We start from the raw sequence: 26,314 nt of genomic DNA, 5'->3' as shown, positions 1-26,314 counted from the left end.
CATGCACTTTGCCTCGTTCAGTGATTTCATGGCCATGGGAGGCTATGCCTTCTACGTCTGGCTCTCCTTCGGTCTGACCCTGCTCTGCCTGGTCGGCATCGTCATTTCCACCCGATTGAAGACCCGCAGCCTGCTCGGCGAACTGCGCAACAAGCAGGCTCGGGAGGCACGCCGCAAGGCGGCCCAGCAGATGGAGAACACCCTATGAACCCGCGCCGCAAGAAACGCCTCACCATCATCCTGGCCATCAGCCTGGGCCTTGTCAGCGTGACTGGCCTGGTGCTCTATGCCCTGAGCCAGAACATCGACCTCTTCTACACCCCGAGCGAGCTGGTGGAAGGGAAGGGGCCGGAGAAGATCAAGCCCGAGGAGGGGCAGCGCCTGCGCATCGGTGGCTTGGTGGTGCCGGGGTCTGTGGTGCGGGATCCCCAGAGCCTCAAGGTAGCCTTCAAGCTGGTGGACAACGGCGGCCATCTGGTGACGGTGGAGTTTGACGGCATCCTGCCGGATCTCTTCCGGGAAGGGCAGGGGATCGTCGCCCAGGGCACCCTCAAGGATGCCACCACGGTCGCCGCCTTCGAGGTGCTGGCCAAGCACGACGAGAACTACATGCCGCCGGAAGTGGCCGACGCCACCAACGGCATGCACTTCAAGCCCGAATACACAGAGGCACAGTTGCAGGGAGCCAAGCAATGATGCCGGTATGCGCCAAGAATTCACTTCTTTATACCGCCAAATCGGCAGGTTTCTCCGTGCAATCGAGAGGGAATAGTCAATGATCCCGGAATTAGGGCAGTTCTCACTGATCCTGGCCTTCGCCACCGCCCTGCTGCTGGGCAGTTACCCGCTGATCGGGGCCCATCTCGGTCGTCTTGGCATGATGTCGGCGGCCCGCCCGCTCGCCTACAGCCAGTTCCTGCTGCTGCTGCTGTCGTTTATCTGCCTCACCTGGGCCTTTATCGACAACGACTTCACCGTGCAGTACGTGGCCACCAACTCCAACAGCCTGCTGCCCCTGCAATACCGCATCTCGGCGGTGTGGGGAGCCCATGAAGGCTCGCTGCTGCTCTGGGTGCTGACCCTGGGGGGCTGGACGGCGGCGGTAGCCCTCTTCAGCCGTCGCCTGCCGCTCGATGCGGTGGCGCGGGTACTCGGGGTGCTCGGCCTTATCTCGGTGGGCTTCACCGCTTTTGTGCTGTTCACCTCGGATCCTTTCACCCGCACCCTGCCGTATTTCCCGGTGGACGGGCGGGATCTCAATCCGCTGCTGCAGGATCCCGGTCTCATCTTCCACCCCCCCATGCTCTACATGGGCTACGTGGGCTTCTCGGTGGCCTTCGCCTTCGCCATCGCCTCCCTGATGACGGGGCGTCTGGACGCCACCTGGGCGCGCTGGTCCCGTCCCTGGACCATGGCGGCTTGGGTCTTCCTGACGCTGGGCATCGTGCTCGGTTCCTGGTGGGCCTATTACGAACTTGGCTGGGGTGGCTGGTGGTTTTGGGACCCGGTGGAAAACGCCTCCTTCATGCCCTGGCTGGCGGGCACGGCCCTGCTCCACTCCCTCGCGGTGAGCGAGAAGCGCGCCACCTTCAAGGCCTGGACCGTGCTGCTGGCGCTCTCGGCCTTCTCCCTGAGCCTGCTCGGCACCTTCCTGGTGCGTTCCGGCGTGCTGGTGTCGGTCCATGCGTTTGCCTCGGACCCGACCCGGGGTCTGTTCATCCTGGGCTTCCTGCTGGCGGTGATAGGCAGCTCCCTGCTGCTGTTCGCCTTCAAGGGCTCCCAGGTGAAGAGCCACGGCAAGCATGAGCTGTGGAGCCGCGAGACCCTGCTCCTTGGCAACAACATCCTGCTGGTGGCGGGCCTGCTCACCGTGCTGCTCGGCACCCTGTTGCCCCTGGTGCACAAGGAGCTGGGGCTTGGCAGCATCTCCATCGGCACCCCCTTCTTCAACCACATCTACAGCTGGCTCATCATCCCCTTCGCCCTGCTGCTGGGGGTGGGCCCCCTGTTCCGCTGGCGCCGCCAGGATCTCGGTGAGCTCAAGGGCAAGGTGATGCTCGCCCTGGTGCTGAGCCTGGCCGCGGCTCTGCTGTTGCCCAAACTCTTTGCCGAGGCGTTCAAACCCTGGGCTGCGCTCGGTATCGGCCTTGGCGTCTGGATCATCGTCACCAGTGTGCAGGAGACCTGGGCGCGGGCCACCCACAAACACGGTTTTGCCACCGGCGTGCGCAAGCTTGGCAACAGCCACTGGGCCATGATCCTGGGGCACGTGGGGCTCGCGGTCAGCATCATCGGCATCGCCTGCACCCAGAACTACAGCATCGAGAAGGACCTGCGGATGCAGGCCGGCGATCGCGTCCAGTTCGCCGATTACGAGTTCGTCTTCACCGGCATCAAGGAGAAGAACGGCCCCAACTACGACGGTTTCAAGGGCGTGCTGGAAGTGCACCGGGATGGCAAGCAGGTAGCCCTGCTCAAACCCGAGAAGCGGATGTACACCGTGAGCCGCATGCCGATGACCGAGGCGGCCATCGATGCGGGGGTTACCCGGGATCTCTATGCGGCGCTCGGCGAGCAGCTCGACAACGGCGCCTGGGCGGTACGGATCTACTACAAGCCCTTCGTGCGCTGGATCTGGTTCGGCGGCGTCTTCATGGCCCTCGGCGGCGTGCTGGCCATGCTGGACAAGCGCTACCGCTTCGGACGTCGTGACGAGGAGGCCAAGGCATGAACAAGAAGACCTGGCTCTATCTGCTGCCCTTCATCATCTTCCTGATGGGGGCCGTGTTTCTGTTCAAGGGGCTCTACTCCGATCCCACCAAGCTCGAATCCGTGATGGTGGACAAGGAGGTGCCCGTGTTTACCCTGCAGGACATCTATGACCTGGGCAAGCAGCACGACAGGAGTATCCTCAAGGGGCGCCCCATGCTGCTCAACGTCTGGGCCACCTGGTGCCCGACCTGTTACGGGGAACACACCTACCTCAAGGAGCTGGCGGGGCAGGGGATCTACATCGTCGGCATGAACTACAAGGACGAGCGTGACAAGGCCATCAAGTGGCTGGCGGAGCTTGGCAATCCCTACCAGGTCAACCTCTACGATCCGGACGGCATGCTGGGGCTGGATCTCGGTGTCTATGGCGCGCCCGAGACCTTCTTCATCGACAGCCAGGGCATCATCCGCTATCGCCACGTGGGGGACATCAACCCAGACGTCTGGGCCAGTACCCTCAAACCCATCTTTGATGCCATGAAGTGAGGCCTCCCCGATGAAAACACTGATTGCATCCCTGTTGCTGCTGGCCGGTCTCGTCTGTGCCGGACAGGCCCGCGCCGCCATCGATGTCTACACCTTCGAGAGCGACGCCCAGGAGCAGACCTTTCGCGAGCTGACTAAGGAGCTGCGCTGCCCCAAGTGCCAGAACCAGGACATCGCGGACTCCAACGCCGGGCTCGCCAAGGATCTGCGGGACAAGACCTACCAGATGGTGCGCGAGGGCAAGGAGAAGCAGGAAGTGGTGGACTACATGGTGGCCCGCTACGGCAACTTCATTCTCTATGATCCCCCCCTTATGGCCTCGACCCTGATCCTCTGGCTTGGCCCCTTGCTGGTCATCGTGATTGGCGTCGTCACCGTGGTGGTGCGAAGCCGCCGCCATGCCCCTGCTCCCTTGCAACAGCCTGAAGGCACCCTGAGTGCAGAAGAGCAGGCTAGGCTGTCCGCCCTGCTCAAAGAGGAAGATAAACCATGACCCCATTCTGGATACTGGGTGCGGCCCTGCTGGTGCTGGCGAGCCTGGCGCTGATCGTGCCGCTCTGGCGCGGCGAGGGCAGGCAGAGCATCAGTCGCTCGGCCCTCAACAAGCAGCTCTATCGCCAGCGCCTGCTGGAGATAGGGGAGGAGCGGGAGCAGGGGATACTGGCGGAGGAGCCGGAATCCCTGGTGGAGCTGCAGCGCAGCCTCCTGGACGACATTCCCGACGTGGAGCAGACCGCCCGTGGCGGCAAGAGCCTGATCTGGATCCCCGGTGTGCTGGTGCTGGCGGTGGTGAGCATCGGCCTCTACGCCAAGCTCGGCGCCTGGCAGGAGGTGAGCCGCTGGCAGGATGCCAGCAGCCGGTTGGGGGAGCTCAGCAATCGCATCCTGGTGGAGCGTGATGCCCGGGTGACCGAGCAGGATCTGCTGGACTTCACCCTGGCCCTGCGAACCCGGCTGAAAGAAGAACCGAACGACTACCGTGGCTGGCTGCTGCTGGGGCGCCTGACCCTGGATGGCAATGATCCCGAGATGGCCCGCGAGGCGCTGGAGCGTGCCTACGCCCTCGCGCCCCAGAAGGCCATGGTGGCGGTGCCCTATGCCCAGGCCCTGATGATGACGGGGGAGGAAGCCCGTGCGGATCAACTGTTGCAGGCGGTCATTGCCGAGGACCCGGCCAACATCGAGGCTCGCTCCGTCCACGCCTTCATGGCCCTGCAAAAAGAGGATTTCCAGACCGCCCTCGACCGCTGGCAGGGGATGTTGCCGCTGCTGGAGCCGGGCTCGGCCCGCTACACCATGGTGGAGCGCTCCATGGAGTACGCCAGGCAGCAGCTTGGCCAGCGTGGCATCGCCGTGACCACCCCGTCTGCCGAAGGCCAGGCACAAGCCGGGGTGCTGGCGGTGAAAGAGGGGGAGTTCCCCCTGCACATCACCCTGGCGCCGGGTATAAAGATGCCGGAAGATGCCCATCTGTTCGTCTTTGCGGTGATCCCCAACGGTCCGCCCATGCCCATCGCGGTCAAGCGCATTGCAGGCCCGCATCTCCCGCTCACCCTCTCCCTGGGGGACGGGGATGCCATGATGGAGGGGAGCAAGCTGGCGGCCCATGCCGAGCTGCAGTTCAAGGCGCGCCTCTCCCGGGGCGGCAACGTCATGAACAAGGAAGGCGCCTTTGAAGGGGTTTCGGTCACCGTGCCGACCAGCACCATCCCCACAGCGCCGATTGACATCCGCATCGATCACGCCCTCTAATACGCTTTTGGCCCACCCCTTGGGGTGGGCCCCCTGTATAATTCATATCAATACCCAAAAAAATCTTAGGACTTTCATATGTATCTGCGTTCAGGAGCATTGGCGGTGGCATTGCTGCTCGCGGGCTGTGCGGGCGGGCCTCCCAAGCCGGGCCCGGAGAGCCTGGATCTCGGCGAGACCCCGAGCCGCCCCGGGGCATCCAGCACGGCCAGCGATCCTCGCGACCCCTTCCAGGGGCCCAACCGTGCCATGTGGGCCGTCAACTATGACGTGCTGGAGCCCTATGTGGCGCGCCCCGTGGTACACGGCTATGCCCGCTATGTCCCGCAAGGGGTGAGGGACAGCATCGAGAATTTCGTGGACAACTTCGACGAGCCGAGCAGCATGGTAAACCACCTGCTGGTGGGTGATCTGAAAGGGGCCGGTACCAACCTGGGCCGCTTCACCCTCAACACCACTGTGGGCCTGCTCGGTCTGTTCGACGTGGCCAAGCATGCGGGCCTGGCTCGCAACACGTTGGAGATGGACACCGTGCTCGGCAAGGCCGACATCGGGGATGGCGCCTATCTGATGGTGCCGGTCTACGGTCCCACCACCACCCGGCAACTGGTTGGGGATACCATCGATACCATCTACTTCCCCTATGCCCTGCTGACCTTCCCGCTGAAGGTGGTGCACTGGGCGCTGGATGGCCTCGGTACCCGCTCCAAGCTGATCGATCAGGAGCGCATCATCGACAACGCGCTGGATCCTTACGCCCTGACCAAGGACTTCTACTTGCAGTACAACGATGGCAAGGTGACGGGTCGCAAACCCGAGCTCCAAGAGCAGAAGCCAGAGGCGGCGGATGATGGCAACCTCGACGATTACATGGACGAGATAGACCAGTAAGCACGGTCATCTTCCACAAGGCGCCTGCGGGCGCCTTTGTTGTCGATGGCAGGTATTCGACCATAAAAAAACGCCCCGCAAGTGCGGGGCGTTTTGGCAAGAAAGGCTTATCAGGCAGCCAGGTTCTTGGCCACGAATTCCCAGTTGACCAAGGCCCAGAAGGTTTCCATGTACTTCGGACGCAGGTTGCGGAAATCGATGTAGTAGGCGTGTTCCCACAGGTCGACGGTCAGCAGCGGGGTGGTACCGGCTTCGGTCAGCGGGCAACCGGCGTTGGATGTGTTGACTATGGCCAGGGAGCCGTCAGCCTTTTTCACCAGCCAGGTCCAGCTGGAGCCGAAGTTGCCGATGGCAGACTTGGTGAACGCATCCTTGAACTCGGCGAAGGAGCCGAAGGCCTTGGTGATGGCATCGGCCAGGGCGCCAGTGGGCTCGCCACCGCCGTTCGGGGAGAGGCAGTGCCAGTAGAAGGTGTGGTTCCAGATCTGGGCAGCGTTGTTGAAGACGCCACCAGTGGAGGTCTTGATGATCTCTTCCAGAGACTTGCCTTCAAACTCGGTACCCGGCACCAGGTTGTTCAGGTTGACCACGTAGGTGTTGTGGTGCTTGCCATGGTGGTATTCCAGGGTTTCCTGGGAGATGTGCGGTTCCAGAGCATTGATTGCATAGGGCAGAGCGGGAAGTTCGAAAGCCATTTTCTACTCTCCATTGGCTGGTCCGTGCGAAGGCGACGGTTGCAAGACATTGCGTACTCTTTTCTATCTTGAAAAGAATTGTTCTTGAAATGAGGGGGCCAGACGGCCCAAAGCCCGTCGATTGTAGCAGTATCAAAGATGGGCGAACAACCCTTGATTCTTGCCATGATCCGGATCAAGCTGCGGCGTATTGATGCATGACTTCTTTCATTCGCAACGGTTTGCCAGTTTGTGGTCTGCCCGGATTGCAGTAGAATGGCCGCCGAAATCGCTCCAGTGAGGCATTTATGGAAACTATTGAAAAGATCAAACAGCAGTTGGCTGAGAATCCCATCATCCTCTACATGAAGGGATCCCCCAAGCTGCCCAGCTGCGGTTTCTCTGCCCAGGCCTCCCAGGCCCTGATGTCCTGCGGCGAGCCTTTCGCCTATGTCGACATCCTGCAGAACCCGGACATCCGCGCCGAGCTGCCGAAATTCGCCAACTGGCCCACCTTCCCGCAACTGTGGGTCGAGGGCGAGCTGGTCGGTGGTTGCGACATCATGATCGAGATGTTCCAGGCCGGCGAGCTGCAGACCCTGATCAAGGAAACTGCCGCCAAGCACAAGCAGGATGACGCTGCCGCCGAATAAGGCCGCATTCATACCATGCAAAAAGGGGAGCCACTGGCTCCCCTTTTCTTTGTGCCCACGACAGACATCAGACGATGCGCTCGAGGCGCGCCATGTAGAAGCCGTCGAAGCCGGTCTCGGCCGGGCTGACGTTGTGATCGCCGATCAGGCGGAAGTGCTCGTTGGCGGCGAGGAACTTGTCCACCTGCTGGCGGTTCTCCTCGGGCAGGATGGAGCAGGTGGCGTAGACCAGCAGGCCGCCCACCTTCACCATCTGGCTGTAGCGCTGCAGGATCTCCTCTTGCAGGGCGACCAGCACCGGCAGGCGCTCGGCGGTGTCGCGCCACTTGGCATCCGGGTTGCGCTTGAGCACGCCAAGGCCGGAGCAGGGGACGTCCAGCAGCACGCGATCGGCGCTTTCTTTAAGGCGCTTGACGGTCTTGCTGCTGGTGATGACCCGGGTCTCCACGTTGTGGGCACCGGCGCGGCGGGCGCGCTGCTTGAGGTTCTCCAGTTTCCACTCTTCCACGTCCATGGCCAGCAGACGGCCCTTGCCCTGCATCATGGCGGCCAGGTGCAGGGTCTTGCCGCCGGCACCGGCACAGGCGTCGATGACCCGCATGCCGGGCGCCACGTCCAGGGCCGCGGCCACCAGCTGGGAGCCGGCATCCTGCTGCTCGAAGCAGCCGTCGGCAAAGGCCTGGGTACGGAACAGGGCGGCGTCCGAGGTCACTTGCAGGGCGGTCTCCACTCCGTCGACGGGCACTGTGGTGACATGCTCTTTGGCCAGCATGGCTTGCAGCTCGTCCCGGGTGCACTTGAGGGTGTTGACCCGCAGGTAACGCTTGGGCATCCAGGCCAGGGCGGCACGCTCGGCCGGCCAGGCGTCGCCCAGTTGCTCGCTGCCGAGTTTTTCCAGCCAGGCAGGGCAGCCGTCCATCAGCACGGGGTTCTTCTTGGCCTCGGTCAGGCGGCGGCGGAACGCCTCCTCGTTGAAGCGATCCAGGGTCGGGTGGTTGGGCTGATCTATCTTGTGGAAGGCGTGCCAGCTGTGCAGCAGCGGCCAGACATTCTTCTCCGCCTGACGGACCTGGATGCCGGTGAGGAAGCAGTAGAGGCTAAGGCGGCGCAGCAGATCGCCGGTGACCAGGGCAATCCTTGCCTGTTCTTGGGGTTTGAGTTCGATGCCGGAGAAGTGACGTGCATAGGCGCGGTCGAGGGTAAGACCCTGACCCAGCACATCGTCAACGATGGCAACGACCAGATCCCCGAAACGGGGCAACAGTGGGGACTTGAGCATGAGATTAACCTTGGCCAAAGAAAGAGTGAACCGGCCCCGTCGAAGAGGGGTTCTGGAACGGACAAATCCGCGCCATGATAGGGGCTAGTCTGCATTGGTGCAACCTTCCCCATTCGAGGAATGTACAGAGGATGTTGCTGGACTAATCGGACCAGCGGGCAAATGATGCCGTGGCAGTTCAGGTGAATCCGTTTAAAAAGGAATTAAAAAGATGCAGTTGATGAAATATTCTCCGCTGGCGGTGCTGGTGGCGGGTCTGATGACGTCCGGCAACCTGATGGCCGGCGAGTGGCATACGGTCACGGCGCGGGCCACCGCCGCCGACGGGTACGAGGTGAGGGCCAGCCAGTATCGCATCGTCACCGTCTCCACCGATTACCTGGCTGCCCTGAAGGGGGGCGAGCGCCGCCTGACCCTGCCCCTGCCGGATGGCAAGGAGGTGACCTTCAGCCTGCAACCCTATGATTTGCTGCCAGCGGATCTGGCTGCCAAATATCCCGATATCCTGGCTTTCAAGGGGCATAACGAAGTGGCGCTGGGCGAGACCGGGCGCTTCGATCTCGGTCCCCAGGGATTCCACGCCATGTTCAGCCATGAAGGGAAAATGGTGTTCGTCGATCCCCTTCGCAATGGGGAAGGCTATGCCGTCTATTACCAGCAGGATGCTCACAGCCGGCTGGAAGAAGAGGCGGACAAGGTGATCGGGGGCGAGGCCAAAAAGCTGGCCCGCCAGGTGCTGGTGGATGGCAACGAGCGCAAGCGCTATGTCATCGCCATCTCGGCGGCGGGGGAGTACACCCAGTATCACGGTGGCACCGTGGAGGCGGGTCTTGGCGCCATCACCACCCTGCTCAACCGGGTCAACGAGGTCTACCAGCGTGACGTGGCGGCCGAATTCCAGCTGGCCAGCGGCAACGACACCATCATCTTCACCGACGTGGCGAACGATCCCTTCAACAATGATGACGGCGATATCGATGCCAACATGCAGGTGCAGGCCGATGCCCTGACCAAGGGTCTGGGGGCCTTCGACATCGGCCATGTGGTCAATACCGGTGGCGGTGGCCTGGCGGGACTGGGCGTACTCTGTACCGACGAAAAATCGGCGGGGATGACGGGCTCCTCCGAGCCGGTGGGGGATGCCTTCTTCATCGACTACGTGGCCCACGAGATTGGTCACCAGTTCGGGGCAGAGCACACTTTCAACGGCACCACAGGCAGCTGTGGTGGCGGCAACCGGGAGGCAAGCCAGGCCTGGGAGCCGGGCAGCGGCAGCTCCATCATGGCCTATGCGGGGATCTGCGGAGACGAAGATCTGCAGCCCCACAGCGAGCCCTATTTCCACAGCAAGTCCATCGAGCAGATGCGGGCCCACATGGCCACGGAGCCAAATTGCGGCACCCCGTTGGCGCTGGTCAACAATGCGCCCCAGGTGGCGGCAGGCAATGACTACGTCATTCCCGCCAACACCCCCTTCGTGCTCAAGGGGGCGGGGGCCGATCTTGACGGCGATCCGCTGAATTACACCTGGGAGCAGATCGATCTGGGGACGGAGTCGAGCAGCCCGGCCACCATGGTGGACGACGGCAGCCGCCCGCTGTTCCGTTTCGTGGCGCCGACCAGCGTGCCGGAGCGCACCCTGCCGAGTCTCACCTCCCTGCTCACCAACACCCTGGCAATAGGGGAGGCCTGGCCTGCCACCAACCGGGACCTGAACTTCCGCCTCACGGCGCGGGACGGCAAGGGCGGTGTCGCCAGCGATGACATGAAGATCCAGGTGGTCAACACCGGCAAGGCCTTTGCCCTGACCAGCCCGGTGGTGACCCCCCTGGGGGCGGGCAAGACGCAGACCATCAGTTGGGAAGTGGCTGGCTCCAATGCAGCCCCCATCAACTGCAGCAAGGTGGATCTCTTCATGACCCGGGACGAGGGGGCAAACTGGACTCCCCTTGCCAGCGGCAAACCCAACTCGGGCTCGGCGAGCGTCACCATCCCGGCGGGCCAGGACGGCACTGCCCGCTTGAAGGTGGCGTGCAGCGACAACATCTTCTTCGCCATCAGTCCCCTCAAGCTCTCGGTCACCCAGCGCGGTGAAGAGGGGGGAAGCGGTGGCGGTGGTGCCCTCGGCTTCTGGACCCTGGCCCTGGCGTTGCTGGGCTGGCAGCGGAGGCGGGCATGAGACTGGCAGGGGTGCTGCTGCTCACCCTGCTCGGCGGTTGTCAGGCCGATGCAGACACCCTGGATCAGGCGGTCAGCGCCAGCCTCGCCAGGCAGGATTACCGGCTGATCGTGCGGGCCGGGCGCGGCGAGGTGGCGCCCGGGATCGCGGCGGATCAGCAGGCGGCGGCCAAGGCCCGCTGCGGCGTGCGCTATCTCGACGGATTCGGGGATGTCATCAAGCCGGATCAGAAGGAGGCCCATGCCAGGCTGAGCGCCTATGCGGCGGACTACAACCGGCGCATGCTGGCCCATTGCCCGCCGGTTGACGGCAAGCAGTAGGCTGACGGCCATCGGCATAAAGAGGGAGGCATGAGCCTCCCTCTCTTTTTGCTCCGCCATTTGGCCGCCCCGAGGCTTGTACCCATGGCGCGCTCGTCGCACAATGCCTGCACCCATCGCCGCACGGGCGGCAGAGAAAGAGAGAAGGAAAATCAAGATGATGGATGTGGCTGATCTGCGTCGCGAATACACCAGGGGTGGACTGCACCGGGCCGATCTGCCGGCCGAACCCCTCGCCCTGTTCGAGAAGTGGCTGGCCCAGGCGTGCGAGGCCAAACTGACCGATCCCACCGCCATGGTGGTGGGCACCGTGGATGCCGATGGCCAGCCCTGGCAGCGCACCGTGCTGCTCAAGCACTACGATGCCGAAGGCATGGTGTTCTACACCAACATGGGCAGCCGCAAGGCGCATCAGCTGGAGGGCAACCCCCGTATCAGCCTGCTCTTCCCCTGGCACACCCTGGACAGACAGGTACACGTGACCGGTCGGGTGGAGAAGATGAGCACCTTCGAGGTGATGAAGTATTTCCACAGCCGTCCCAAGGATAGCCAGATCGCCGCCTGGGTCTCCAAACAGTCGACCCGCATCTCGGCCCGTGGCGTGCTGGAGGCCAAGTTCCTCGAACTCAAGCAGAAGTTTGCCAATGGCGAGGTGCCGCTGCCGAGCTTCTGGGGTGGTTTCCGGGTGCGCATCGACACCGTCGAGTTCTGGCAGGGCGGGGAGCATCGTCTGCACGATCGTTTCTATTACACCCGCGAGGGGGACGGCTGGCACATCGAGCGCCTGGCGCCCTGATGAACATCGCCCGGCTCAAGAACTTCACCGAGATAGTGAAGAACAACTTCAACATCTCGGCGACGGCGGAGAAGCTCTATACCTCCCAGCCGACCCTCAGCAAGCAGATGAAGATGCTGGAAGAGGAGCTGGGGCTGGCGCTGTTTACCCGCAAGGGCAAGAACCTGGCGGGCCTGACCCCCATGGGGGAGCAGGTGATGGAGCTGGCCAGGGGAGTGGTGGCCCAGGTGGAGCAGATTGGTCAGCTTTCCCTCGGGGATCAGCTGGCCACCAGCGGGGTGCTGCGCATCGCCACCACCCACACCATGGCCCGCTACAAGCTGTGCCGGCGGTCATTACCGAATTCTCCCGCCGCTACCCCGAGGTGAGCATCCAGCTGCATCAGGGAGCCCCTGCCCAACTGGCGCAGATGGCGCAAAACGGGGATGTGGAGATGGCCATCGCCACCGAGTCCATGCACCTGTTCGACGAGCTGGCGACCGTGCCCTGCTATCGCTGGGGGCGCAGCGTGGTGGTGCCCCACGGCCATCCGCTGCTGGACTGCCAGCCGCTGGCCATGGCGGATCTGGCCCGGTATCCCCTCATCACCTATGTGTTCGGTTTCACCGGCCGCTCCAAGATGGACAAGGCGTTCGGTCGCCATGGCCTCAGCCCCCGCATCGTGCTGACGGCCACCGACAGCGACATCATCAAGCACTATGTGCGCCTGGGGATGGGGGTCGGGGTGATCGCCACCTCGGCGTTCGACGAAGGGGACAGGGAGAGCCTGGTCTGCCTCAACATCGATCATCTGATCGCCTCGAGCGTGGCCCATGTGTGCCTGCGCAGGCACGCCCACCTGCGGGACTACATGTACGACTTCATCCACCTCTATGCCCCCCATGTGAGCCGGGAGACGGTGCAGCTGGCGCTGCTCAACCAGGGAACGCCCGCTCCGTCTGCAACTCTGCCCTGGCTCTGACGCCGAGACATAAAAAAGAGAGGCCGTCGGCCTCTCTTTGCATTGCTATCCCCTTGTACTGACCCCTCAGGCGGCTCGGGTCGCCAGATTGACGAAGATCTGGGCTCCCACCAGCAGGCAGTCGTCGTCCAGGTAATAGGGGTTCGCGTGCAGGTAGTTGCAGATCCCCTTGGCCTGATTGCCGCTGCCGAGGAAGAACATGGCCCCCATGCGGCTTGGCGTGGCGTTGATCATGTAGCTGAAGTCCTCGCTGCCGGTCATGGGCTGGCCCTTTGCGTTGATCCCGTCGCTGGACAACACATTCGAGGCGGCTTGTTGCAGGCGCTCGCAGGCCTGGGGGTGGTTCTCCACCGCCGGGTAGCCGGCATGGACCATGGTGGTCTTGAAGCCGCGCAGCTCGCTCTGGGCGATGATGTCCCTGAAGCTGTTTTTCAGGATCTGGTCGGTTTCGGCATCCATGGCGCGGATGGTGCCACGGGCCTGCACATGATCGGCGATGGCGTTGGGAATGGTGCCGCCGTTGATCATGCCGCAACCAAAGACCGCCGGGCTGAACGGGCTGGTGCGCTTGGCGACGATGTAGTCCATGTCCTCGATGATCCGCACCGCCTCCCGGATGGCATCCAGCCCCTTGTGGGGGGGGGGGGAGCCGTGGGCGGAGATGCCGTGCACATCAAGCGTCCAGGCCGACCCCCAGGAGGACATGACCCCCTGGTTGAACTTGATGGTGCCCGTCTCCATAGCGCCGTCGTTGTGCAGGGCATAGACCTCGTCCACCCCCTTCATGCAGCCAAGCTCTACCATCTTTTCGGCACCGGGGACGCGCATGTCCTCTTCCGCCATCTGGAAGATGAAGCGGACGTTGTACCGCAGGCGATCGCGGTTGGCGGCCAGAAACCTGGCGGCGGTCAGAGCGATCGCCATGTGGGAGTCGTGGCCGCAGTTGTGGGCCATCCCCTCATGGGTGGATTTGAACGCCACCTCGCTCATGTCGTGCATCTCCAGGCCATCCATGTCGGCACGAAAGGCAATGGTGGGCAGGGTGGGGTCGACCGCCAGATCCCCGTGAAAACCAGTGAAGCCGGGATACAGGGTGATCCTGTAGCCGAACTCTTCCATCAACCCACGGCAGTAGGCAGAGGTCTTGAACTCGGCCCCGGAGTATTCCGGGATGCGGTGCAGGTGGTGGCGCACTTCGTAGCTGAAGTCGCGCAGGGCCAACAGGTCAGGTTCGATATGGTAGTGGTTCATCAGATGATCCCTTGAATGGAGAAACCGAGCTGGGCAACCAGGGAGGCGCCAAAGAAGCAGCAGGTGGAGACGATCATGAAGATGAGGATCACTTTCCACGACATCTTCTTGAGTTCTTCGAGCTGACCGCCGACGGAGAGGCCGGCAAAGGCCAGCAGCGGCACGCAGCAGGAGAGGAAGGAGATCTTCGCCACGGCATCGATGAAGAGGCCGCGCACCGGGGTCTCGGGCAGGCAGATGAGAATGCCGATGATGGTGGCATAGGCAAAGGCCGGCAGGGAGGAGGGCAGATAGCGCTTGGTCACCAGGGAGGCGAACACCACCAAGGACATGGCGACGAAGCTGTCCCCCATCTGCCACAGCGGCAGGCCCGAGGTCAGGGTCTGGGTGAACATGGCCAGCAGGATCGCCAGGAAGACGAAGCGCATATCCATCACGATGCTTTTCATGCTTTCTCTCCTTTGGCGGTCAGGGCATAGATTTTTTCAGCGAGCGGCAGACCCAGATAGGTGAGGGAGAGCGCTCCCAGGGCCGACGAGAGCAGGTTCGAGGCGGCGGCGATGCTGAGCACCTGCTGGGCCATCGCCTCATCGAGGCCGTTGATGAGGGCACCGGAGGCGGCGCTCAGCATGGAGCCGGATCCCACGCCGGAACCGGCGGCCAGGGCCAGGGGGTGCAGCCCCGTGAGGGGGGCAATGCTGCCGAGCACGCTGAACCAGAGGGTGCCGATGACGGAGCCGCACAGGTAGATGGCGAGCACGCCGATGTACTCCTGGGAGCCGGTGCCGAACTTGCCCTGGATCACCGCGACCGAGGGTTCACGGCTGATGGAGGAGCAGGCCCCGATGGCGCGGCGGCCAAAGCCGAACTTCACCGCCAGCGGAATGGCGATGAGGATGGGCAGGAGGTTGCCTATCTCCTGCAGGAAGAGCGGTACGCCGACGCTCAGGATCATCTTGAGGTTGGGGATGATCATCCTCGCATACTGGGTCCCGAGGATCAGCAGGCTGAAACCCACCATCTTGCCGCAGAAGCCCTCTTCTCGCTCGGTGAAGAGCCTCTTCCAGCCGGGAATGCGATCCTTGACGGGCTTGGCGGAGACGATCATGCCGATGATGACGGCAAAGAGCATGGGCAGGATGGGGATGATGGCGATGCCGAGTCTGATCTCCTGCTTCCCGATGAGGGATTGGGCCACGAAGATCAGCAGGGCGGTCGCCAGGGTACTGACTACTACCGTTTTGAGTGGGCTGGTTGGCTGCATAGTGTGTTCTCTTGTTATCCGTTGTCCTTCATGGGCGTCTTTGGTCACGCCATGATGGGGGCATGATAGGAAGCGAAGAGAGGAAGGAATGTGACCGCCATCAAGTCAGCCATATGGCATTTTTTCATGGGGTATGCCGTTTAACCATGGTAAACATATGGTTTAACAACTCATTGGCAGCTGCTTATGCTGCCTCAGACAGGAGTGTGGTGCCGCCCGGGCACCCGGTGCCTGATCCGGGGGGGGGGGATGTGGGGGAAGGAATGGATCTGTTGATAGAGGGCGCGCTCTGGCGCCCCTCCTGGCAAGCGGCGTTGCAGGCCTGGCAGCACCGGGGAAACCGCTGGTGGCTGCTGCTTGGCAAAGGGGAGGCGAGGGAGATGGCACCTTGGGCGGCCAGCCCGCCAGATGGCATTCTCCTTGCCCGCGACCTGCTTGCCGCCTGGCTGGGTGAGGCCGCCTCCCCGCTGATGGCGACACAGCCGGACCGGCAGATCCTGATCGCTGCCTCCGGCTCCCTGCTGACCCTGGCCAGAGAGAGCGGCCTGCTCACCCTGGGGCCCGTGGGGGCGGATCACCGCCTCGGTGCCGATGACGACCTTGGGGTTGCCCTGCAACGCCTGCTTGCCCGCCGCCTGATGACCCCGGTGCTGCGCGAGCCTGGCGGGCAGGACGCGCTGGTGCTGCGCCCCCTGCTGCCCGGCGATGAGAGCGCCATCCTGCGTTATTGTTCGGATGCGGCGCTCGCCCGCTATACCCTCAACATCCCCCACCCCTATTCGCCGGAGGCGGCGCGGGACTGGCTTGCCCTGAGCGGGCGCAAGGCTGCTCTCGGGCTGGGATGCACCTGGGCCCTGACTCTGCCCCAGGGGCGTGGAGATGAGCCCGCTCCCCTGGTCGGCACCCTCTCCCTGCACTGGCACGGGGAGCTGGCATGGTGGGTCGGCGTGCCCTGGCAGAACAGGGGGCTGGCCACCCGGGCCGCGAGCCTGGTCAGGGCGTTTGCCTTCGAACAGTGGCACCTGCCTGCCCTCACCGCCCGCCACATGCCGGGCAACCTCGCCTCAGGCCGGGTGATGGAAAAGACTGGCATGCACCATGACGGGCATCGGTCAGATCCGGCCGATGGCGCCCTCGAGCTCGATCACTGGCGGCTGGATCGCCCGGCGCGTCTGACGGATGCACGCAAAGAGGCGCTGGCCCCCTGGCTGGATGACGAGGAAGTGGTCGTGGCCATACTGCACGATGAGGGGGTGGCGCTCTTCATGGCGGGGGAGGCGACAGAGGGCGAGCAGACACTCAGTGGGCTGACGGTGCGGCGCTATCCCCTGGCCATGCTGGCGCCAGAGGCGCCCGGGGTGCAGGCCCATGGTGGTGGCGCCCTGCTCAAGGAGTGCGGGGATCTGGGCCTCGCCTATCTGCGGCGATTGCGACAGCCTGATGACGGACGCTGATGACTGGCACAAGAGAGCTCATCGCGAAGCCTGGTGCGGGGCCTGTCAGGTGTTTTCCTGAGTCCGCCCTCCCATTTTCAGACAAAGGCAGTGAAGTGGCGCCCCACTTCTGTGGAATAATGGTCGCCCTGCTGTACGAGGAGTAACGCTGTATGTTGAGAACCGAGCGTCCCGGCGACATGCTGCCAGTCTATGAGCTGGTGAGTGCCGCCTTTGGTCGTCCCGACGAGGCCGAACTGGTCAACCGCCTGCGAGAATGTGGGGCCGCCGTGGTCACCATGGTCGAGGAGGAAGAGTACGAGTTCATGGGGCACCTGATGCTGAGCCCGATCACCATTGAGGGACAGGAAGGGCCCTGGCTGGGACTGGCACCCGTGGCCGTGCATCCCGACTGGCAGGGGCAGGGCATTGGCTCGGATCTGGTGCGGGAAGGGCTGGACACGGCACTGGAGATGGACTGGAAGGCGGTGGTGGTGCTCGGGGACCCTGCCTACTACGCCCGTTTCGGCTTTCGGCCTGCCAGCGACTTCGGCCTGCACTGCATCTACGAGGTGCCGACGGAGTGTTTCATGGCGATGGAGTTGCAACCCGGCGGGCTCGACGGGGTAAGGGGCGAGGTGCTCTATCACCCCCTGTTCGATGAAGAGCCGGTGGAGTGACCGCCTGCCCATCCATGAAAAAGGACCCTTAGCGGGTCCTTTTTCATGCCATGCCCATCGCTTGAACGGACGTCACTGGGCCAGGGATTTCAGCTGCTGCTTGCCCGGCGGGTTGTTCCAGTCGATGGGACCGTGGGTGAAACGGTACTGAAGCCTTGGCAGACTCAATTCCAGCCACTCCTCCCGGAAGTAGGCATAACCCTGGTCCCAGTCTGGATCCTGCGCCCAGCCGGTCTGCAGGAAGTGGAGCCGGGTGCCCTGGCCCTCCGGCACGAAGCGCAGGCTGACCTGGGTCTTCTGCTGACGAATGTGGGGAAACTGGGGAGGGAAATTCCAGCTGAAGCTGAGCAGATCATGGGGCATGACCGCCATCACCCGGCACCCTTCGCTGCCACGCTCGCCGAGGGGAGCATCGGGTCTGAAATAGATCTCGAACGGTCCGTTGGGTTCCGGGACCATGAGGCACTCCGGCGCCAGAAAACTGCGCAGCCCGCTCTCCGTGGTCCAGGCCCGCCAGACATCGTCAATGTGGGCGGGTACCAGAATACTGCCTTCAATTTGCTTGTTATCCATAAATCAGTGAACCTCAAACCAGTCATGGACGGGACCTCGGCAGTATAGCCCCTGAGGCGATAAAATAGGCAGCCCTGTGTCACACGGTTACGTATTCAAGAGGGTCCACATTGCCGATTTGACAGCACGGCGGGATCCATCGAGAGTGGGAAGCGACAAGCACGCAACGCAAGGATGGTGTCATGATCAGAATGATGACGGAAGCTGACGAGCCCATGCTGGCGCAGCTCTTCCTCAAGGGAAGGCGCCAGGCCTTCCATTGGGTTGATCCCGCCCTGTTCCGGCTCGAGGATTTTGCCGAGCAGACCCGGGGCGAGGAGATCTGGGTGGCGGAGAAAGGGGGCAGCCCGTGCGGATTCGTCTCCATCTGGGGGGCCGAGAGCTTCGTGCATCATCTCTACGTGGTGGCGGACTGGCACGGGCAGGGCATGGGGCGGGCCTTGCTTGCCGCCGGCTTGGCCGGATACCCCTCCCCGGCCTCCCTCAAGGTGGCCATGCGCAACACCACGGCGATGGCTTTCTATCATCGCCTGGGCTGGGAGAACACCGAAGAGACGGGTCATTGCGACATCACGGGCCCCTGGCGCAGGCTGGTGTTGACGCCCGATGCCGCAGGGGAATAAGCCGCTGGCAGACTGCGGCAACCGCACCGCACATTGATCTCCAGCCCTGGCAGGGCATAAAAAAGCCACTTCGCGGGAAGTGGCTCTTCAACACATCCGGGGGAGGGCAGACCTTCCCTCGCTCAACCGATGATCACAGGGCCGCCACGGCCTCTCTTACCAGGGCGGCCAGCTCTTCCCACCTGCCCTCGTCGATGAGCTTGGCCAGCACCATCCAGGTGCCGCCGCAGGCGATCACGGCATTCAGCCCCAGATACTCTTTCAGATTGGCCGGCGTCACGCCGCCGGTGGGCATGAAGCGCACCGGATAGACGGCGCCCAGGGCCTTGAGCATGGCGGTGCCGCCTGACTGCTCTGCCGGGAAGAACTTGAGGTGGCGAAGCCCCATCTTCATGGCTTGCTCCACCAGGCTGGGGTTGTTGACCCCGGGGATGATGGTGACGTCCTTGTCCAGGCAGTACTGCACCGTGGTCGGGTTGAAGCCGGGGCTGACGATGAAGTCAGCACCCGCCGCAACGGCCGCATCCACCTGCTCGCGGTTGAGCACGGTGCCGGCCCCGATCAGCAGATCCGGGTAGGCCGCGCGCATCTGGCGGATGGCCTCTGCGGCGGCGGGGGTGACGTCGGCCCCTTGCAGGCGTGCGGCGAGATAACCGGCGCTGAAGGAGTTGCCCGCCGCCGTGGTGTCGATCACCTGTTTGGCGGACAACCGCAGGGCGGCGATTTCGATCCGCTGCGTTGCCGTGACCACCAGGCAACCTCAGAGCCGCGCTTGACGACGATCTCGCCCACCCCGAAGCCCTGGCTCCCTGGCTGCATTGCGAGCGCAACCCCTACTGGCGCAAGCTCCACGAGCATATCGACGACAAGGCCATCTCCAGCTGGTGCGACGATCACGACCAGATCCTCAAGGCCCTGATGCGCAAGGATCCGCAGGCGGCCAAGCTGGCCATGTGGCAGCACCTGGAGAACACCAAGCAGATGCTCTTCCAGGCCACCATCTTCGATGACGAAATGGAGGATGACCGCTACCTCTTCTCCGAAAATCCCGTCGTTCATCTGACCCAGCCTTCCACTGCCAACGGCTAGTGGAAGATTCTCGGGGGCGAACCCTCGAGGTTGTTTCAACCCCATGGAGGCGCTGGGCTGATGGCGTGGCCCACAGCTCCCGGGCAAATTGCTGCTCCACTCGCCGGTTTTTGCTGGCGACGCCACCTGGAGCTGGCCCATGTCAAATGCAGCCACCCCTCGCAGAGCCTTTGGCCTGATCTGGAGATGTGCTGCGCTCGTGGGGCGGATACATCCTCTCAAGGTGAGAAAAAGGATACAAAAAGGGCCACTTCTTGCGAAGTGGCCCTTTCCAAACGTTTGGCTGGGGGAGTCTGAATCTATAATTCATGTTATTGATTTTAAATGATTTTGCTGTATCTATCAGGATGGTGATGTTGCTATTGGTGTTACTGGCGAATAAGCCACCCCACATTTTTGCCATTGAGGCGTACCGGTCTACCCCGCGAAAAAGCCGGCCAGGTCTCCGGCTACTTCGAGCGCTCGCGACGCACTTCTCGGGATGCGGGTTCAAATTCCTATGACCCGGATCCCACGATTCATACTCACCGTGTTGTTCTTCGTGCCGACGTAATTCGTTTTTCACTGGGCTGCGCAATTGCGCACTCTCTAAGCCTCCACCAACGCCTCCAGCCCTTGCTACACCTAGCTCTTCCAGTATTGGACCACCATTGTATTTCGATTTTGCACAGCGGCTTGTGCGCAGAAAAATGCGCAAATTGCGCAGTTTGTAGTGCGCAGTTCAGAGGGGATTGCGCAGGTACTGATAGGGGCAAGCGGCCGGCCCAGGAAGGATGGCTCATTCGGTAGCGGTGGGAGGTCGTTTCACATGCCGTGGCAGGAGCGCTCCATCACCGCCCTTGGCTTTCTGCCGGCTTAGCCGCGGAGTTTGTGGCCAGTGGCGGTACCAGGTGTAACGGATCCCCGTCGAGTTAGGTGCGGAGTTACCGCTTGGAGCATGGCATATCAGGGAACCCACGACACTGCCGATTCAGAGGGCCACCTGGTGAGTACAGCTAATGGCCAGGGAATGGCGCAGCATGAACAGAGCCCACCAGGTGACGGCAGGAAGTATAGCTAAAACAACACGCAGCTCGAAACTAGTCTCGGGTGAGATCTACTTCTGTACAAACATTACAACTTAGTTCCGTTACTAGATGACGAGCCATGTAGGATCCTTCTCAGGTTCCGTGGCACTTTTTGAATTTGAGGCCTGAACCACAAGGGCACTGCTCATTTCTGCCAATTTTCTCCGAATATTGACTTAATGCCAACTTGGGCTTCTGGCTGGCAACCCTAGCTTGATGCTTTAACTGCGTTATGTATCTTGACTGATTTTCAACCTCTGTACGTTGGTCTCCGGTTAGCCCTTCAATATAAGGAGACAAACGCCGCATTTCTGCGCCAGCCTCATCGTGTTGCCCACAAAGGGCGAGTATTACTGCATACTGGCTTCGGACCTGAACTAATCGATTCACTAAATAGCTGTTCCGAATAGTAGATCACCGGAGGAAGGGAACTCAGTCCAGTTTGTGCGATCTGATTAGTCGCTAAACAAAACAAGCCACACCCAAAGGACTGAGTTGATGCCTATCCTACCACCTCTGCCACGACCACAACGGCGCCGCATTCACAAAATCATCCATGCCACCCGTGATAAAGGACATGCTCGTCGCTTGATGGCCATCTTGCTGTTACATGAAGGACGCACGATCACCGATGTTCATCACCTTACCGGCGCTGCGCGCTCGACCATCGGTCGTTGGCTTCGGTGGTATCGAGATGAAGGCATAGATGCGCTAGAAGCCTTACCGGCTGGCCGTGCCCCAGTCTTACCTATCGCCAAGATTGTCACCCTACTGGTGCTGCTCATGCAGTTTTCTCCGCAAGATTTTGGTTATCAGCGCAGCCGTTGGTGTACTGAACTATTGGCTATAAAAATCAATCGGTTAACAGGGCTCAATGTGGCAGCCTCCACGCTCCGCCGATGGTTACCTCGTATGGGCATTGTCTGGCGCAGGCCCGTGCCGACCTTGCGGATAAAAGACCCAGCCTATCAGGAAAAAATGGCGAATATCGACGCCGCGCTGGCCCGCTGTGATGCCGATAATCCGGTGTTTTATGAGGATGAAGTCGATATAGACCTCAATCCCAAATTAGGAGCCGACTGGATGTTCAGAGCGCAGCAAAAGCGGGTTGTCACACCGGGGCAGAATGCCAAGCATTATCTGGCAGGCGTTCTCCACGCAGGCAACGGAAGGGTACTTTACGTCAGCGGGATCAAGAAAAACTCATCGCTGTTTATTGCCATGCTGGAAAAGCTGCGCCACCACTACCGACGAGCCAAAACCATCACGTTGATCCTCGATAACTACATCATTCACAAAAGCAAACAGACCGAGCGATGGTTGAAGAAGAATCCCAAGTTCTGCCTGGTGTTCCAGCCAGTTTACAGCCCTTGGGTTAATCACATAGAACGGCTATGGCACAAGTTACATGAAACCATCACGCGCAATCATCAATGCAGAGGGATGGCAAACCTGCTGGCCCGAGTGAAACACTTCATGGATACCGTGTCTCCTTTCCCGGGGAATGGCTATGGCACAGCGAAGGTGTAGCACTATTGGGATCAGTTATTTAGGCCTTCTCCATGTACGACTGGCAGCACGTGTTGTTCCATGACTTCTCGAGCGCCTATATAATCTCCTCTAGGGAAGGTGCTAACAAGTCACTTGGCACAAAAACACACCATTCTAAATTATTGATATTAAATGGCTAAACTTTTTAGTTTTGGCACATAGGGTACTTATTCGCACCTTCCCTAGCAACAAATTCATCAGCCAAATCCTGTCCTACCCGAACCATAGAATCTGCAGCCCGAACCATATTGTAGAATTTCATAGAATGAATACGAACGAATGGAGCTATTTTCTTCTGAGCATCCAGAGTTCTGGCGTAAAGCTCAAGGGCATCTGCAAGATGCTTAATATGCTCTTGTACATTTTCTGGCTTATTTATTATTTCCCATAACACATCTGCATTTTTACCCATTACATCATCAGGACTAATTCCGATTATACTATAATAATCGCCTATTATTTCTTGACACAAAACTTCTGCATCTTGGTGTTTCTTCAGTTTCCATAGAGCAATAGCATAGTTATAGTCAAAAATACGTTTATGATCGGCATCTGGTAGCTTGTGACGAAAATCAGTCACAAGCTGTTCAACATCGTTGGCATTACCAATATCTGCTGAGAACAATATTTTCTTCATTATATAGGCAGCTTCCTCGCTGTAGCCAAACTCATTCTCTGCGAGTAGCGCCTCCATAGCTTCAAATCGATGATAAGCTTTATCAAAATCCCCTTGCCTAAATTCAGAGAAAATAATTCCATCTAAAGCCCAGAATTTATGAACAGGGTCCAACGTATCTGAATTTAATGCATTTTCAAGGCTGGCCATTATGTCTACGGTGATCCCCATTTCATGAAATAGCTCCTCACCCGAAAGAGAAATAAGCGCCATAACATCGTTGAGCCTGATGAAAACCTGCGTTAACAAGGAGAACCTAGAAGTGTCGCGAGTTTCATGAAGACTTGCGATCAGTAGATCTCTTAACGCTAACAATGCGTTGTTAGTCACCTGAGGGTTCATTAGCTCCAGATGCTGTAGACCTAATGCTCTTATGGCGTCATGGACTTTCATTGTTTGATTGCCAAAAATTTCTATATTTCCCGTGGCTCTCATTTTTTTTATGAGTGTAGCAGCAGCGCTTCTTGAAATATTAAGGGACTGAACTAGGAGCTCTGAAACTTCCTCTCTGCTTAACCCTACATCAGCCAAGCTAAATAATGCCAGGGAGTCTTTAACTAATCCTTCCAATTCTCTATAAACACGTGAAATAATAATTTCCTGTGCAGTTTCAACACTATTTTCTTGCTGTTTAAGTTCGGCACAAAGTGCGTCGATGTCACCATGGTATCCTGAGACTGCAATTTTTGATGCGCTTTGAACATATAGCGGCAGACCCCCTGTGTAGGCTCTCAGTTGCTCATATCCCAGGGCTGTGCCAAAACCGCCCAGTTCATCCACTGCCGCGGCCACTGCATCAATGTCCCAACCTAGGAGCGTTTCGCGCTGGAGATCTAACACAGCTTCTAGTTCGCGAACATTGTCATGGGGTTGGCATAGCAGGACAAAACGTATGTTAGTCGCCGCATTCAGGACATCACGCAGGTTCTCTACAGGTATTCGATGCGCATTATCCAATACCAGCAACAGTGTGACATTCTGCTGTTTTAAGAATGAGTTGAACGTTCTGAGAGCTTCATATCCACTGGAACCAGGAAGAAGGATCTTGCGTAAGTCATGCCGATCTTTGCTTGCAAACTTTGCAGCTAGTTCACGTACCAGTGTGCTAGCTAATGCGGGTCCCGGCAGGTCACCTACATCATAGTAAGCACACAAATCCGTACAATGTACTGCTGCTTGTGCCGCCCAAGCAGTCTTTCCTGCACCAGATAAACCACAAATGATACGGACATGGTCCTCAGATGTAAGTGACGGCTCCATTTTTTGCGGTCTATATAAAATTGGAGGTGCGGGAAAATCTTGTAGCTGAACAATTAACTGTTCAAATAATGCAGGAAGGTCGCTTGTGTGGAATAAGTGTTCTCTGTTCAGGGGACTTCCCGTAGCGGCAAATTGTACCAGTCCTGCTAATTTCCATACTAAGGATTCTGGAGATAACATCGAAAAATTCAGTTTTTCTGCTTCAGTGACACACCAGGTAGCAGCATCAACCAGTGTCAACCAAGCTGGAGGGAGACCTAGAAAAGGCTCTGCAGGAGAATGTGGGGATAGGAAAAAAACATCAGGAGGCAGTCTATGTTCATCGATAACTTTCTGAAGTTTAGGACCAGGTGCTTGGTTGGCCACGATAATAAATAAAGATTCTCCTTTACGTTTTTTATCACTATGTTCTTTTCGTATTAGCTCGAAGCGTTCCAGAACACCATCAATATCACTGGGCATTATTGCGTTAGATCGAGTTTTGACCTGCACATAAATATGCCGCCCCCCAGCAACAAGTTCTATATCCTCATCAAGTTCAATCTGTACTAAATCGATGGCGAGCTTAGGTGCCAATAATAGACAGCCAACTGCATACAAATGCTGGTATAAGAACCCTCTATGTACAGCTTCAATACGAGTTAATTGAGCGGAATCCAGTACGGCTAAAGCCATTTTATCATTTTCGTTTTGCATTTCTTCACCCCCAAAGGTAGCTATAGTGATGAAAAACACATTAGCATTAGCGAGATACATTCGGGAACCGTTGAATCCACTTAATGATATATCTGTGCTTGATGTCGCACTCAAAAATGATTTAGAGGGTTAACTGACAAGATTTTCCAGGATCTGCTCCGCTTCTGGCATATCTTGGCGATCGCTAGTCATCAGGTAGCGGAGGGTGTCCTTGGCTTCTTCCCGGGTCCTCGGTCGCAGCTCTGCCAGCAGGCCGAAGATGAACCAGTCTCGGGCTGACGACTCCATGCGATGCTCGTAATTTCCACTGGTATCACAGGCCTTTCGCAGGTAGTGAAGGTCATTCCAGTAAGCCAGCTCGTGAAGGCAGTCACTCAAAGTGTGCGGCATCAGTTCGGGTAGAGCCTTGAACCGATCGGCCACTTGTTCCGGCGGGTAGTCCCACTCCACTCGCTCAACCGTTCGCAGGCTCTCCAGGCAAAATACTTCCGCCGGTGTGTCATCCCACAGTTCATCCCCAAAGCGCCCAACCGCCTCGGCTTCCTTGGCTCGTCGTCCGATGGCACGCTCTGCCAGGCCATCCAGGTTGGCAAAGCCGATGCTGCCAAGGCCCGCCATGATATGCCCGGCACTGGCCACCAGCCACTTACCGTAGCGCGTCTCCAGTTCTTCGAGTGGAGTGGCTATCCGCCCTGCAGCTTCCTTCGCTTGTTCAATGCGGCCCGGGTCACCAGTCTCTATAACCTGGCGTAACCAGAGCAGGGCGTCGATTTCCTTGTCTCCTGTCACCACCTGCTGGGGAGGCTGCTCAGGTACCGCCGGCAGGGTCTCCCTGCAGCTTTGTAGTGAAGGCAGGGTGAACATGGCCCGGTGCCTTGGGTTATCGGCAAACAGCCCCGACCGGCTGATGATGGACTTCACGGTACCCAATGGCAGGCCGGCTATGTTAGCCACCTCCCTCATTGAGTGCTGGCGGCGCAGTTCGAGCACCAGCTCTCGTTGTTCGTTGGTCAATCTCAAGGCAACCCCCTGTTGCAGTAAAAGTGTGATCTCGCTCAGCTGTCTGCACTCTATGTATGAAAAAAACGGTGGCTACAGTGGCTACGCGGCTACAACTCCCCTCTAGGCCGCGCCATTGCTGGGTTTGTTGTGTAGCCACTACCCAAAAAAGTGGTGGCTACAGGTGGCTACACGCCTCTGACTCGGTGGCTACAGGCCATTTTTGTAGCCACTGTAGCCAATGTGTAGCCACTAATAATCAGCCTAGTGGCTACACCTCTATCCCTTGATACATAAGGCCTACAGAGGTGTTTTGTTGTGGTGTAGCCACTGTAGCCACCGTTTTTGTTTCTTCTTTCACGCGCGCGCCTGAGGCAGAAAAGGCAAGG

General features: G+C 59.7%; 28 protein-coding genes and 1 pseudogene. 19 read left to right on the top strand and 10 right to left on the bottom strand.

Annotated elements, in window-relative coordinates; all coding sequences use genetic code 11:
* The first annotated feature begins 1 nt into the window (after nucleotide 1).
* The 7 genes from ccmD (at nucleotide 2) to I6L36_RS06690 (ending at nucleotide 5,901) form a co-directional block, all read left to right on the top strand.
* Complete coding sequence (gene ccmD, locus I6L36_RS06720) at nucleotides 2–208, top strand: heme exporter protein CcmD (RefSeq protein ID WP_039039901.1); 207 nt, start codon at nucleotides 2–4, stop codon at nucleotides 206–208.
* Nucleotides 205–696 carry a cytochrome c maturation protein CcmE gene (ccmE, locus tag I6L36_RS06715; RefSeq protein ID WP_052815847.1) on the top strand — a complete coding sequence of 164 codons (492 nt, stop codon included), beginning with the start codon at nucleotides 205–207 and terminating at the stop codon, nucleotides 694–696. The genes ccmD and ccmE overlap by 4 nt, the downstream gene beginning before the upstream one ends.
* Before the next feature lie 79 nt (nucleotides 697–775).
* Nucleotides 776–2,731 carry a heme lyase CcmF/NrfE family subunit gene (locus I6L36_RS06710; protein WP_109112098.1) on the top strand — a complete coding sequence of 652 codons (1,956 nt, stop codon included), beginning with the start codon at nucleotides 776–778 and terminating at the stop codon, nucleotides 2,729–2,731.
* Nucleotides 2,728–3,258 carry a DsbE family thiol:disulfide interchange protein gene (locus I6L36_RS06705; protein WP_103243522.1) on the top strand — a complete coding sequence of 177 codons (531 nt, stop codon included), beginning with the start codon at nucleotides 2,728–2,730 and terminating at the stop codon, nucleotides 3,256–3,258. The genes I6L36_RS06710 and I6L36_RS06705 overlap by 4 nt, the downstream gene beginning before the upstream one ends.
* Before the next feature lie 10 nt (nucleotides 3,259–3,268).
* A complete protein-coding gene (locus I6L36_RS06700) occupies nucleotides 3,269–3,751 on the top strand; it encodes a cytochrome c-type biogenesis protein (RefSeq protein WP_010673951.1) in 483 nt (160 codons plus the stop codon).
* The gene (gene ccmI / locus I6L36_RS06695; RefSeq protein ID WP_104455540.1) at nucleotides 3,748–5,010 is read left to right on the top strand and encodes a c-type cytochrome biogenesis protein CcmI; all 1,263 of its coding nucleotides are present in this window, start codon (nucleotides 3,748–3,750) and stop codon (nucleotides 5,008–5,010) included. The genes I6L36_RS06700 and ccmI overlap by 4 nt, the downstream gene beginning before the upstream one ends.
* A 78-nt stretch (nucleotides 5,011–5,088) precedes the next feature.
* Nucleotides 5,089–5,901, top strand: coding sequence for a VacJ family lipoprotein (locus tag I6L36_RS06690; protein WP_029314176.1), 813 nt, complete (start codon nucleotides 5,089–5,091; stop codon nucleotides 5,899–5,901).
* Nucleotides 5,902–6,011: 110 nt separating this feature from the next.
* Here I6L36_RS06690 and sodB read toward each other — a convergent pair whose 3' ends face one another.
* Nucleotides 6,012–6,596: a superoxide dismutase [Fe] gene (sodB, locus tag I6L36_RS06685; protein ID WP_010673954.1), complete on the bottom strand. Its 585-nt coding sequence runs from the start codon at nucleotides 6,594–6,596 to the stop codon at nucleotides 6,012–6,014.
* A 287-nt stretch (nucleotides 6,597–6,883) separates the two neighbouring features.
* Between sodB and I6L36_RS06680 the strand changes: the two genes are divergently transcribed.
* Entirely contained in the window at nucleotides 6,884–7,228 is a 345-nt protein-coding gene (locus I6L36_RS06680) for a Grx4 family monothiol glutaredoxin (RefSeq protein WP_010673955.1), read from the top strand.
* A 67-nt stretch (nucleotides 7,229–7,295) separates the two neighbouring features.
* On the opposite strand, the gene I6L36_RS06675 is transcribed toward I6L36_RS06680, so the two are convergent.
* Nucleotides 7,296–8,507: an RsmB/NOP family class I SAM-dependent RNA methyltransferase gene (locus tag I6L36_RS06675; RefSeq protein ID WP_109112097.1), complete on the bottom strand. Its 1,212-nt coding sequence runs from the start codon at nucleotides 8,505–8,507 to the stop codon at nucleotides 7,296–7,298.
* Between the two features lie 211 nt (nucleotides 8,508–8,718).
* Here I6L36_RS06675 and I6L36_RS06670 point away from each other — a divergent pair, with 211 nt between their 5' ends.
* The 5 genes from I6L36_RS06670 (at nucleotide 8,719) to I6L36_RS06655 (ending at nucleotide 12,763) form a co-directional block, all read left to right on the top strand.
* Entirely contained in the window at nucleotides 8,719–10,686 is a 1,968-nt protein-coding gene (locus I6L36_RS06670; protein WP_109112096.1) for a reprolysin-like metallopeptidase, read from the top strand.
* Nucleotides 10,683–11,006, top strand: a complete 324-nt coding sequence (locus tag I6L36_RS06665) for a hypothetical protein (RefSeq protein ID WP_039039894.1) — start codon at nucleotides 10,683–10,685, stop codon at nucleotides 11,004–11,006. Before I6L36_RS06670 ends, I6L36_RS06665 begins: the two co-directional genes overlap by 4 nt.
* Before the next feature lie 157 nt (nucleotides 11,007–11,163).
* Nucleotides 11,164–11,802, top strand: coding sequence for a pyridoxamine 5'-phosphate oxidase (pdxH, locus tag I6L36_RS06660; RefSeq protein WP_010673959.1), 639 nt, complete (start codon nucleotides 11,164–11,166; stop codon nucleotides 11,800–11,802).
* Nucleotides 11,802–12,170 carry a LysR family transcriptional regulator gene (locus I6L36_RS21930; protein WP_254052366.1) on the top strand — a complete coding sequence of 123 codons (369 nt, stop codon included), beginning with the start codon at nucleotides 11,802–11,804 and terminating at the stop codon, nucleotides 12,168–12,170. The genes pdxH and I6L36_RS21930 overlap by 1 nt, the downstream gene beginning before the upstream one ends.
* The gene (locus I6L36_RS06655) at nucleotides 12,125–12,763 is read left to right on the top strand and encodes a LysR substrate-binding domain-containing protein (RefSeq protein WP_254052365.1); all 639 of its coding nucleotides are present in this window, start codon (nucleotides 12,125–12,127) and stop codon (nucleotides 12,761–12,763) included. The genes I6L36_RS21930 and I6L36_RS06655 overlap by 46 nt, the downstream gene beginning before the upstream one ends.
* Nucleotides 12,764–12,829: 66 nt before the next feature.
* On the opposite strand, the gene I6L36_RS06650 is transcribed toward I6L36_RS06655, so the two are convergent.
* Genes I6L36_RS06650 through I6L36_RS06640 form a run of 3 tightly spaced genes read right to left on the bottom strand, consistent with a single transcriptional unit; the run spans nucleotide 12,830 to nucleotide 15,278 of the window.
* On the bottom strand, nucleotides 12,830–14,014 hold the full coding sequence (locus tag I6L36_RS06650; RefSeq protein ID WP_109112095.1) for a M20 family metallopeptidase: 1,185 nt from the start codon (nucleotides 14,012–14,014) through the stop codon (nucleotides 12,830–12,832).
* Complete coding sequence (locus tag I6L36_RS06645) at nucleotides 14,014–14,463, bottom strand: hypothetical protein (protein ID WP_042016367.1); 450 nt, start codon at nucleotides 14,461–14,463, stop codon at nucleotides 14,014–14,016. Before I6L36_RS06645 ends, I6L36_RS06650 begins: the two co-directional genes overlap by 1 nt.
* A complete protein-coding gene (locus I6L36_RS06640) occupies nucleotides 14,460–15,278 on the bottom strand; it encodes a DUF3100 domain-containing protein (RefSeq protein ID WP_109112094.1) in 819 nt (272 codons plus the stop codon). The genes I6L36_RS06645 and I6L36_RS06640 overlap by 4 nt, the downstream gene beginning before the upstream one ends.
* 263 nt (nucleotides 15,279–15,541) lie before the next feature.
* On the opposite strand from I6L36_RS06640, the gene I6L36_RS06635 reads away from it, so the two are divergent.
* Both I6L36_RS06635 and I6L36_RS06630 read left to right on the top strand, forming a co-directional pair.
* Nucleotides 15,542–16,732 (top strand): GNAT family N-acetyltransferase, encoded by a 1,191-nt coding sequence (locus tag I6L36_RS06635; RefSeq protein WP_109113119.1) that lies wholly within the window; start codon nucleotides 15,542–15,544, stop codon nucleotides 16,730–16,732.
* A 152-nt stretch (nucleotides 16,733–16,884) separates the two neighbouring features.
* Complete coding sequence (locus I6L36_RS06630) at nucleotides 16,885–17,391, top strand: GNAT family N-acetyltransferase (protein ID WP_010673966.1); 507 nt, start codon at nucleotides 16,885–16,887, stop codon at nucleotides 17,389–17,391.
* A gap of 72 nt (nucleotides 17,392–17,463) precedes the next feature.
* Here the strand turns inward: I6L36_RS06630 and I6L36_RS06625 are convergent, their stop codons facing one another.
* A complete protein-coding gene (locus I6L36_RS06625; RefSeq protein ID WP_010673967.1) occupies nucleotides 17,464–17,964 on the bottom strand; it encodes an SRPBCC domain-containing protein in 501 nt (166 codons plus the stop codon).
* 182 nt (nucleotides 17,965–18,146) lie between these two features.
* Between I6L36_RS06625 and I6L36_RS06620 the strand changes: the two genes are divergently transcribed.
* Entirely contained in the window at nucleotides 18,147–18,587 is a 441-nt protein-coding gene (locus tag I6L36_RS06620) for a GNAT family N-acetyltransferase (RefSeq protein ID WP_042880882.1), read from the top strand.
* Between the two features lie 133 nt (nucleotides 18,588–18,720).
* On the opposite strand, the gene eda is transcribed toward I6L36_RS06620, so the two are convergent.
* Nucleotides 18,721–19,338, bottom strand: coding sequence for a bifunctional 4-hydroxy-2-oxoglutarate aldolase/2-dehydro-3-deoxy-phosphogluconate aldolase (gene eda / locus I6L36_RS06615; protein ID WP_109113120.1), 618 nt, complete (start codon nucleotides 19,336–19,338; stop codon nucleotides 18,721–18,723).
* A gap of 50 nt (nucleotides 19,339–19,388) precedes the next feature.
* On the opposite strand from eda, the pseudogene I6L36_RS22245 reads away from it, so the two are divergent.
* A pseudogene (locus I6L36_RS22245) lies at nucleotides 19,389–19,496 on the top strand (GntR family transcriptional regulator); the annotation flags it as partial.
* Nucleotides 19,497–19,505: 9 nt separating this feature from the next.
* Nucleotides 19,506–19,676 carry a hypothetical protein gene (locus I6L36_RS06610; protein WP_010673970.1) on the top strand — a complete coding sequence of 57 codons (171 nt, stop codon included), beginning with the start codon at nucleotides 19,506–19,508 and terminating at the stop codon, nucleotides 19,674–19,676.
* 1,160 nt (nucleotides 19,677–20,836) lie between these two features.
* Here the strand turns inward: I6L36_RS06610 and I6L36_RS22240 are convergent.
* The gene (locus I6L36_RS22240) at nucleotides 20,837–21,052 is read right to left on the bottom strand and encodes an SEC-C metal-binding domain-containing protein (protein ID WP_367142363.1); all 216 of its coding nucleotides are present in this window, start codon (nucleotides 21,050–21,052) and stop codon (nucleotides 20,837–20,839) included.
* A 189-nt stretch (nucleotides 21,053–21,241) separates the two neighbouring features.
* On the opposite strand from I6L36_RS22240, the gene I6L36_RS06600 reads away from it, so the two are divergent.
* On the top strand, nucleotides 21,242–22,273 hold the full coding sequence (locus I6L36_RS06600) for an IS630-like element ISAhy2 family transposase (RefSeq protein ID WP_001809438.1): 1,032 nt from the start codon (nucleotides 21,242–21,244) through the stop codon (nucleotides 22,271–22,273).
* Nucleotides 22,274–22,439: 166 nt separating this feature from the next.
* On the opposite strand, the gene I6L36_RS06595 is transcribed toward I6L36_RS06600, so the two are convergent.
* Complete coding sequence (locus tag I6L36_RS06595; protein WP_216987091.1) at nucleotides 22,440–24,986, bottom strand: ATP-binding protein; 2,547 nt, start codon at nucleotides 24,984–24,986, stop codon at nucleotides 22,440–22,442.
* Between the two features lie 69 nt (nucleotides 24,987–25,055).
* Nucleotides 25,056–25,946, bottom strand: coding sequence for a hypothetical protein (locus tag I6L36_RS06590; protein WP_174213913.1), 891 nt, complete (start codon nucleotides 25,944–25,946; stop codon nucleotides 25,056–25,058).
* Nucleotides 25,947–26,314 lie beyond the last annotated feature (368 nt).

The sequence above is a fragment of the Aeromonas sp. FDAARGOS 1406 genome (assembly GCF_019048565.1).
GTDB lineage: Bacteria > Pseudomonadota > Gammaproteobacteria > Enterobacterales > Aeromonadaceae > Aeromonas > Aeromonas caviae.
Note: the sequence above shows the minus strand (reverse complement) of the source record. Positions and strands in the feature narration are given on the sequence as shown.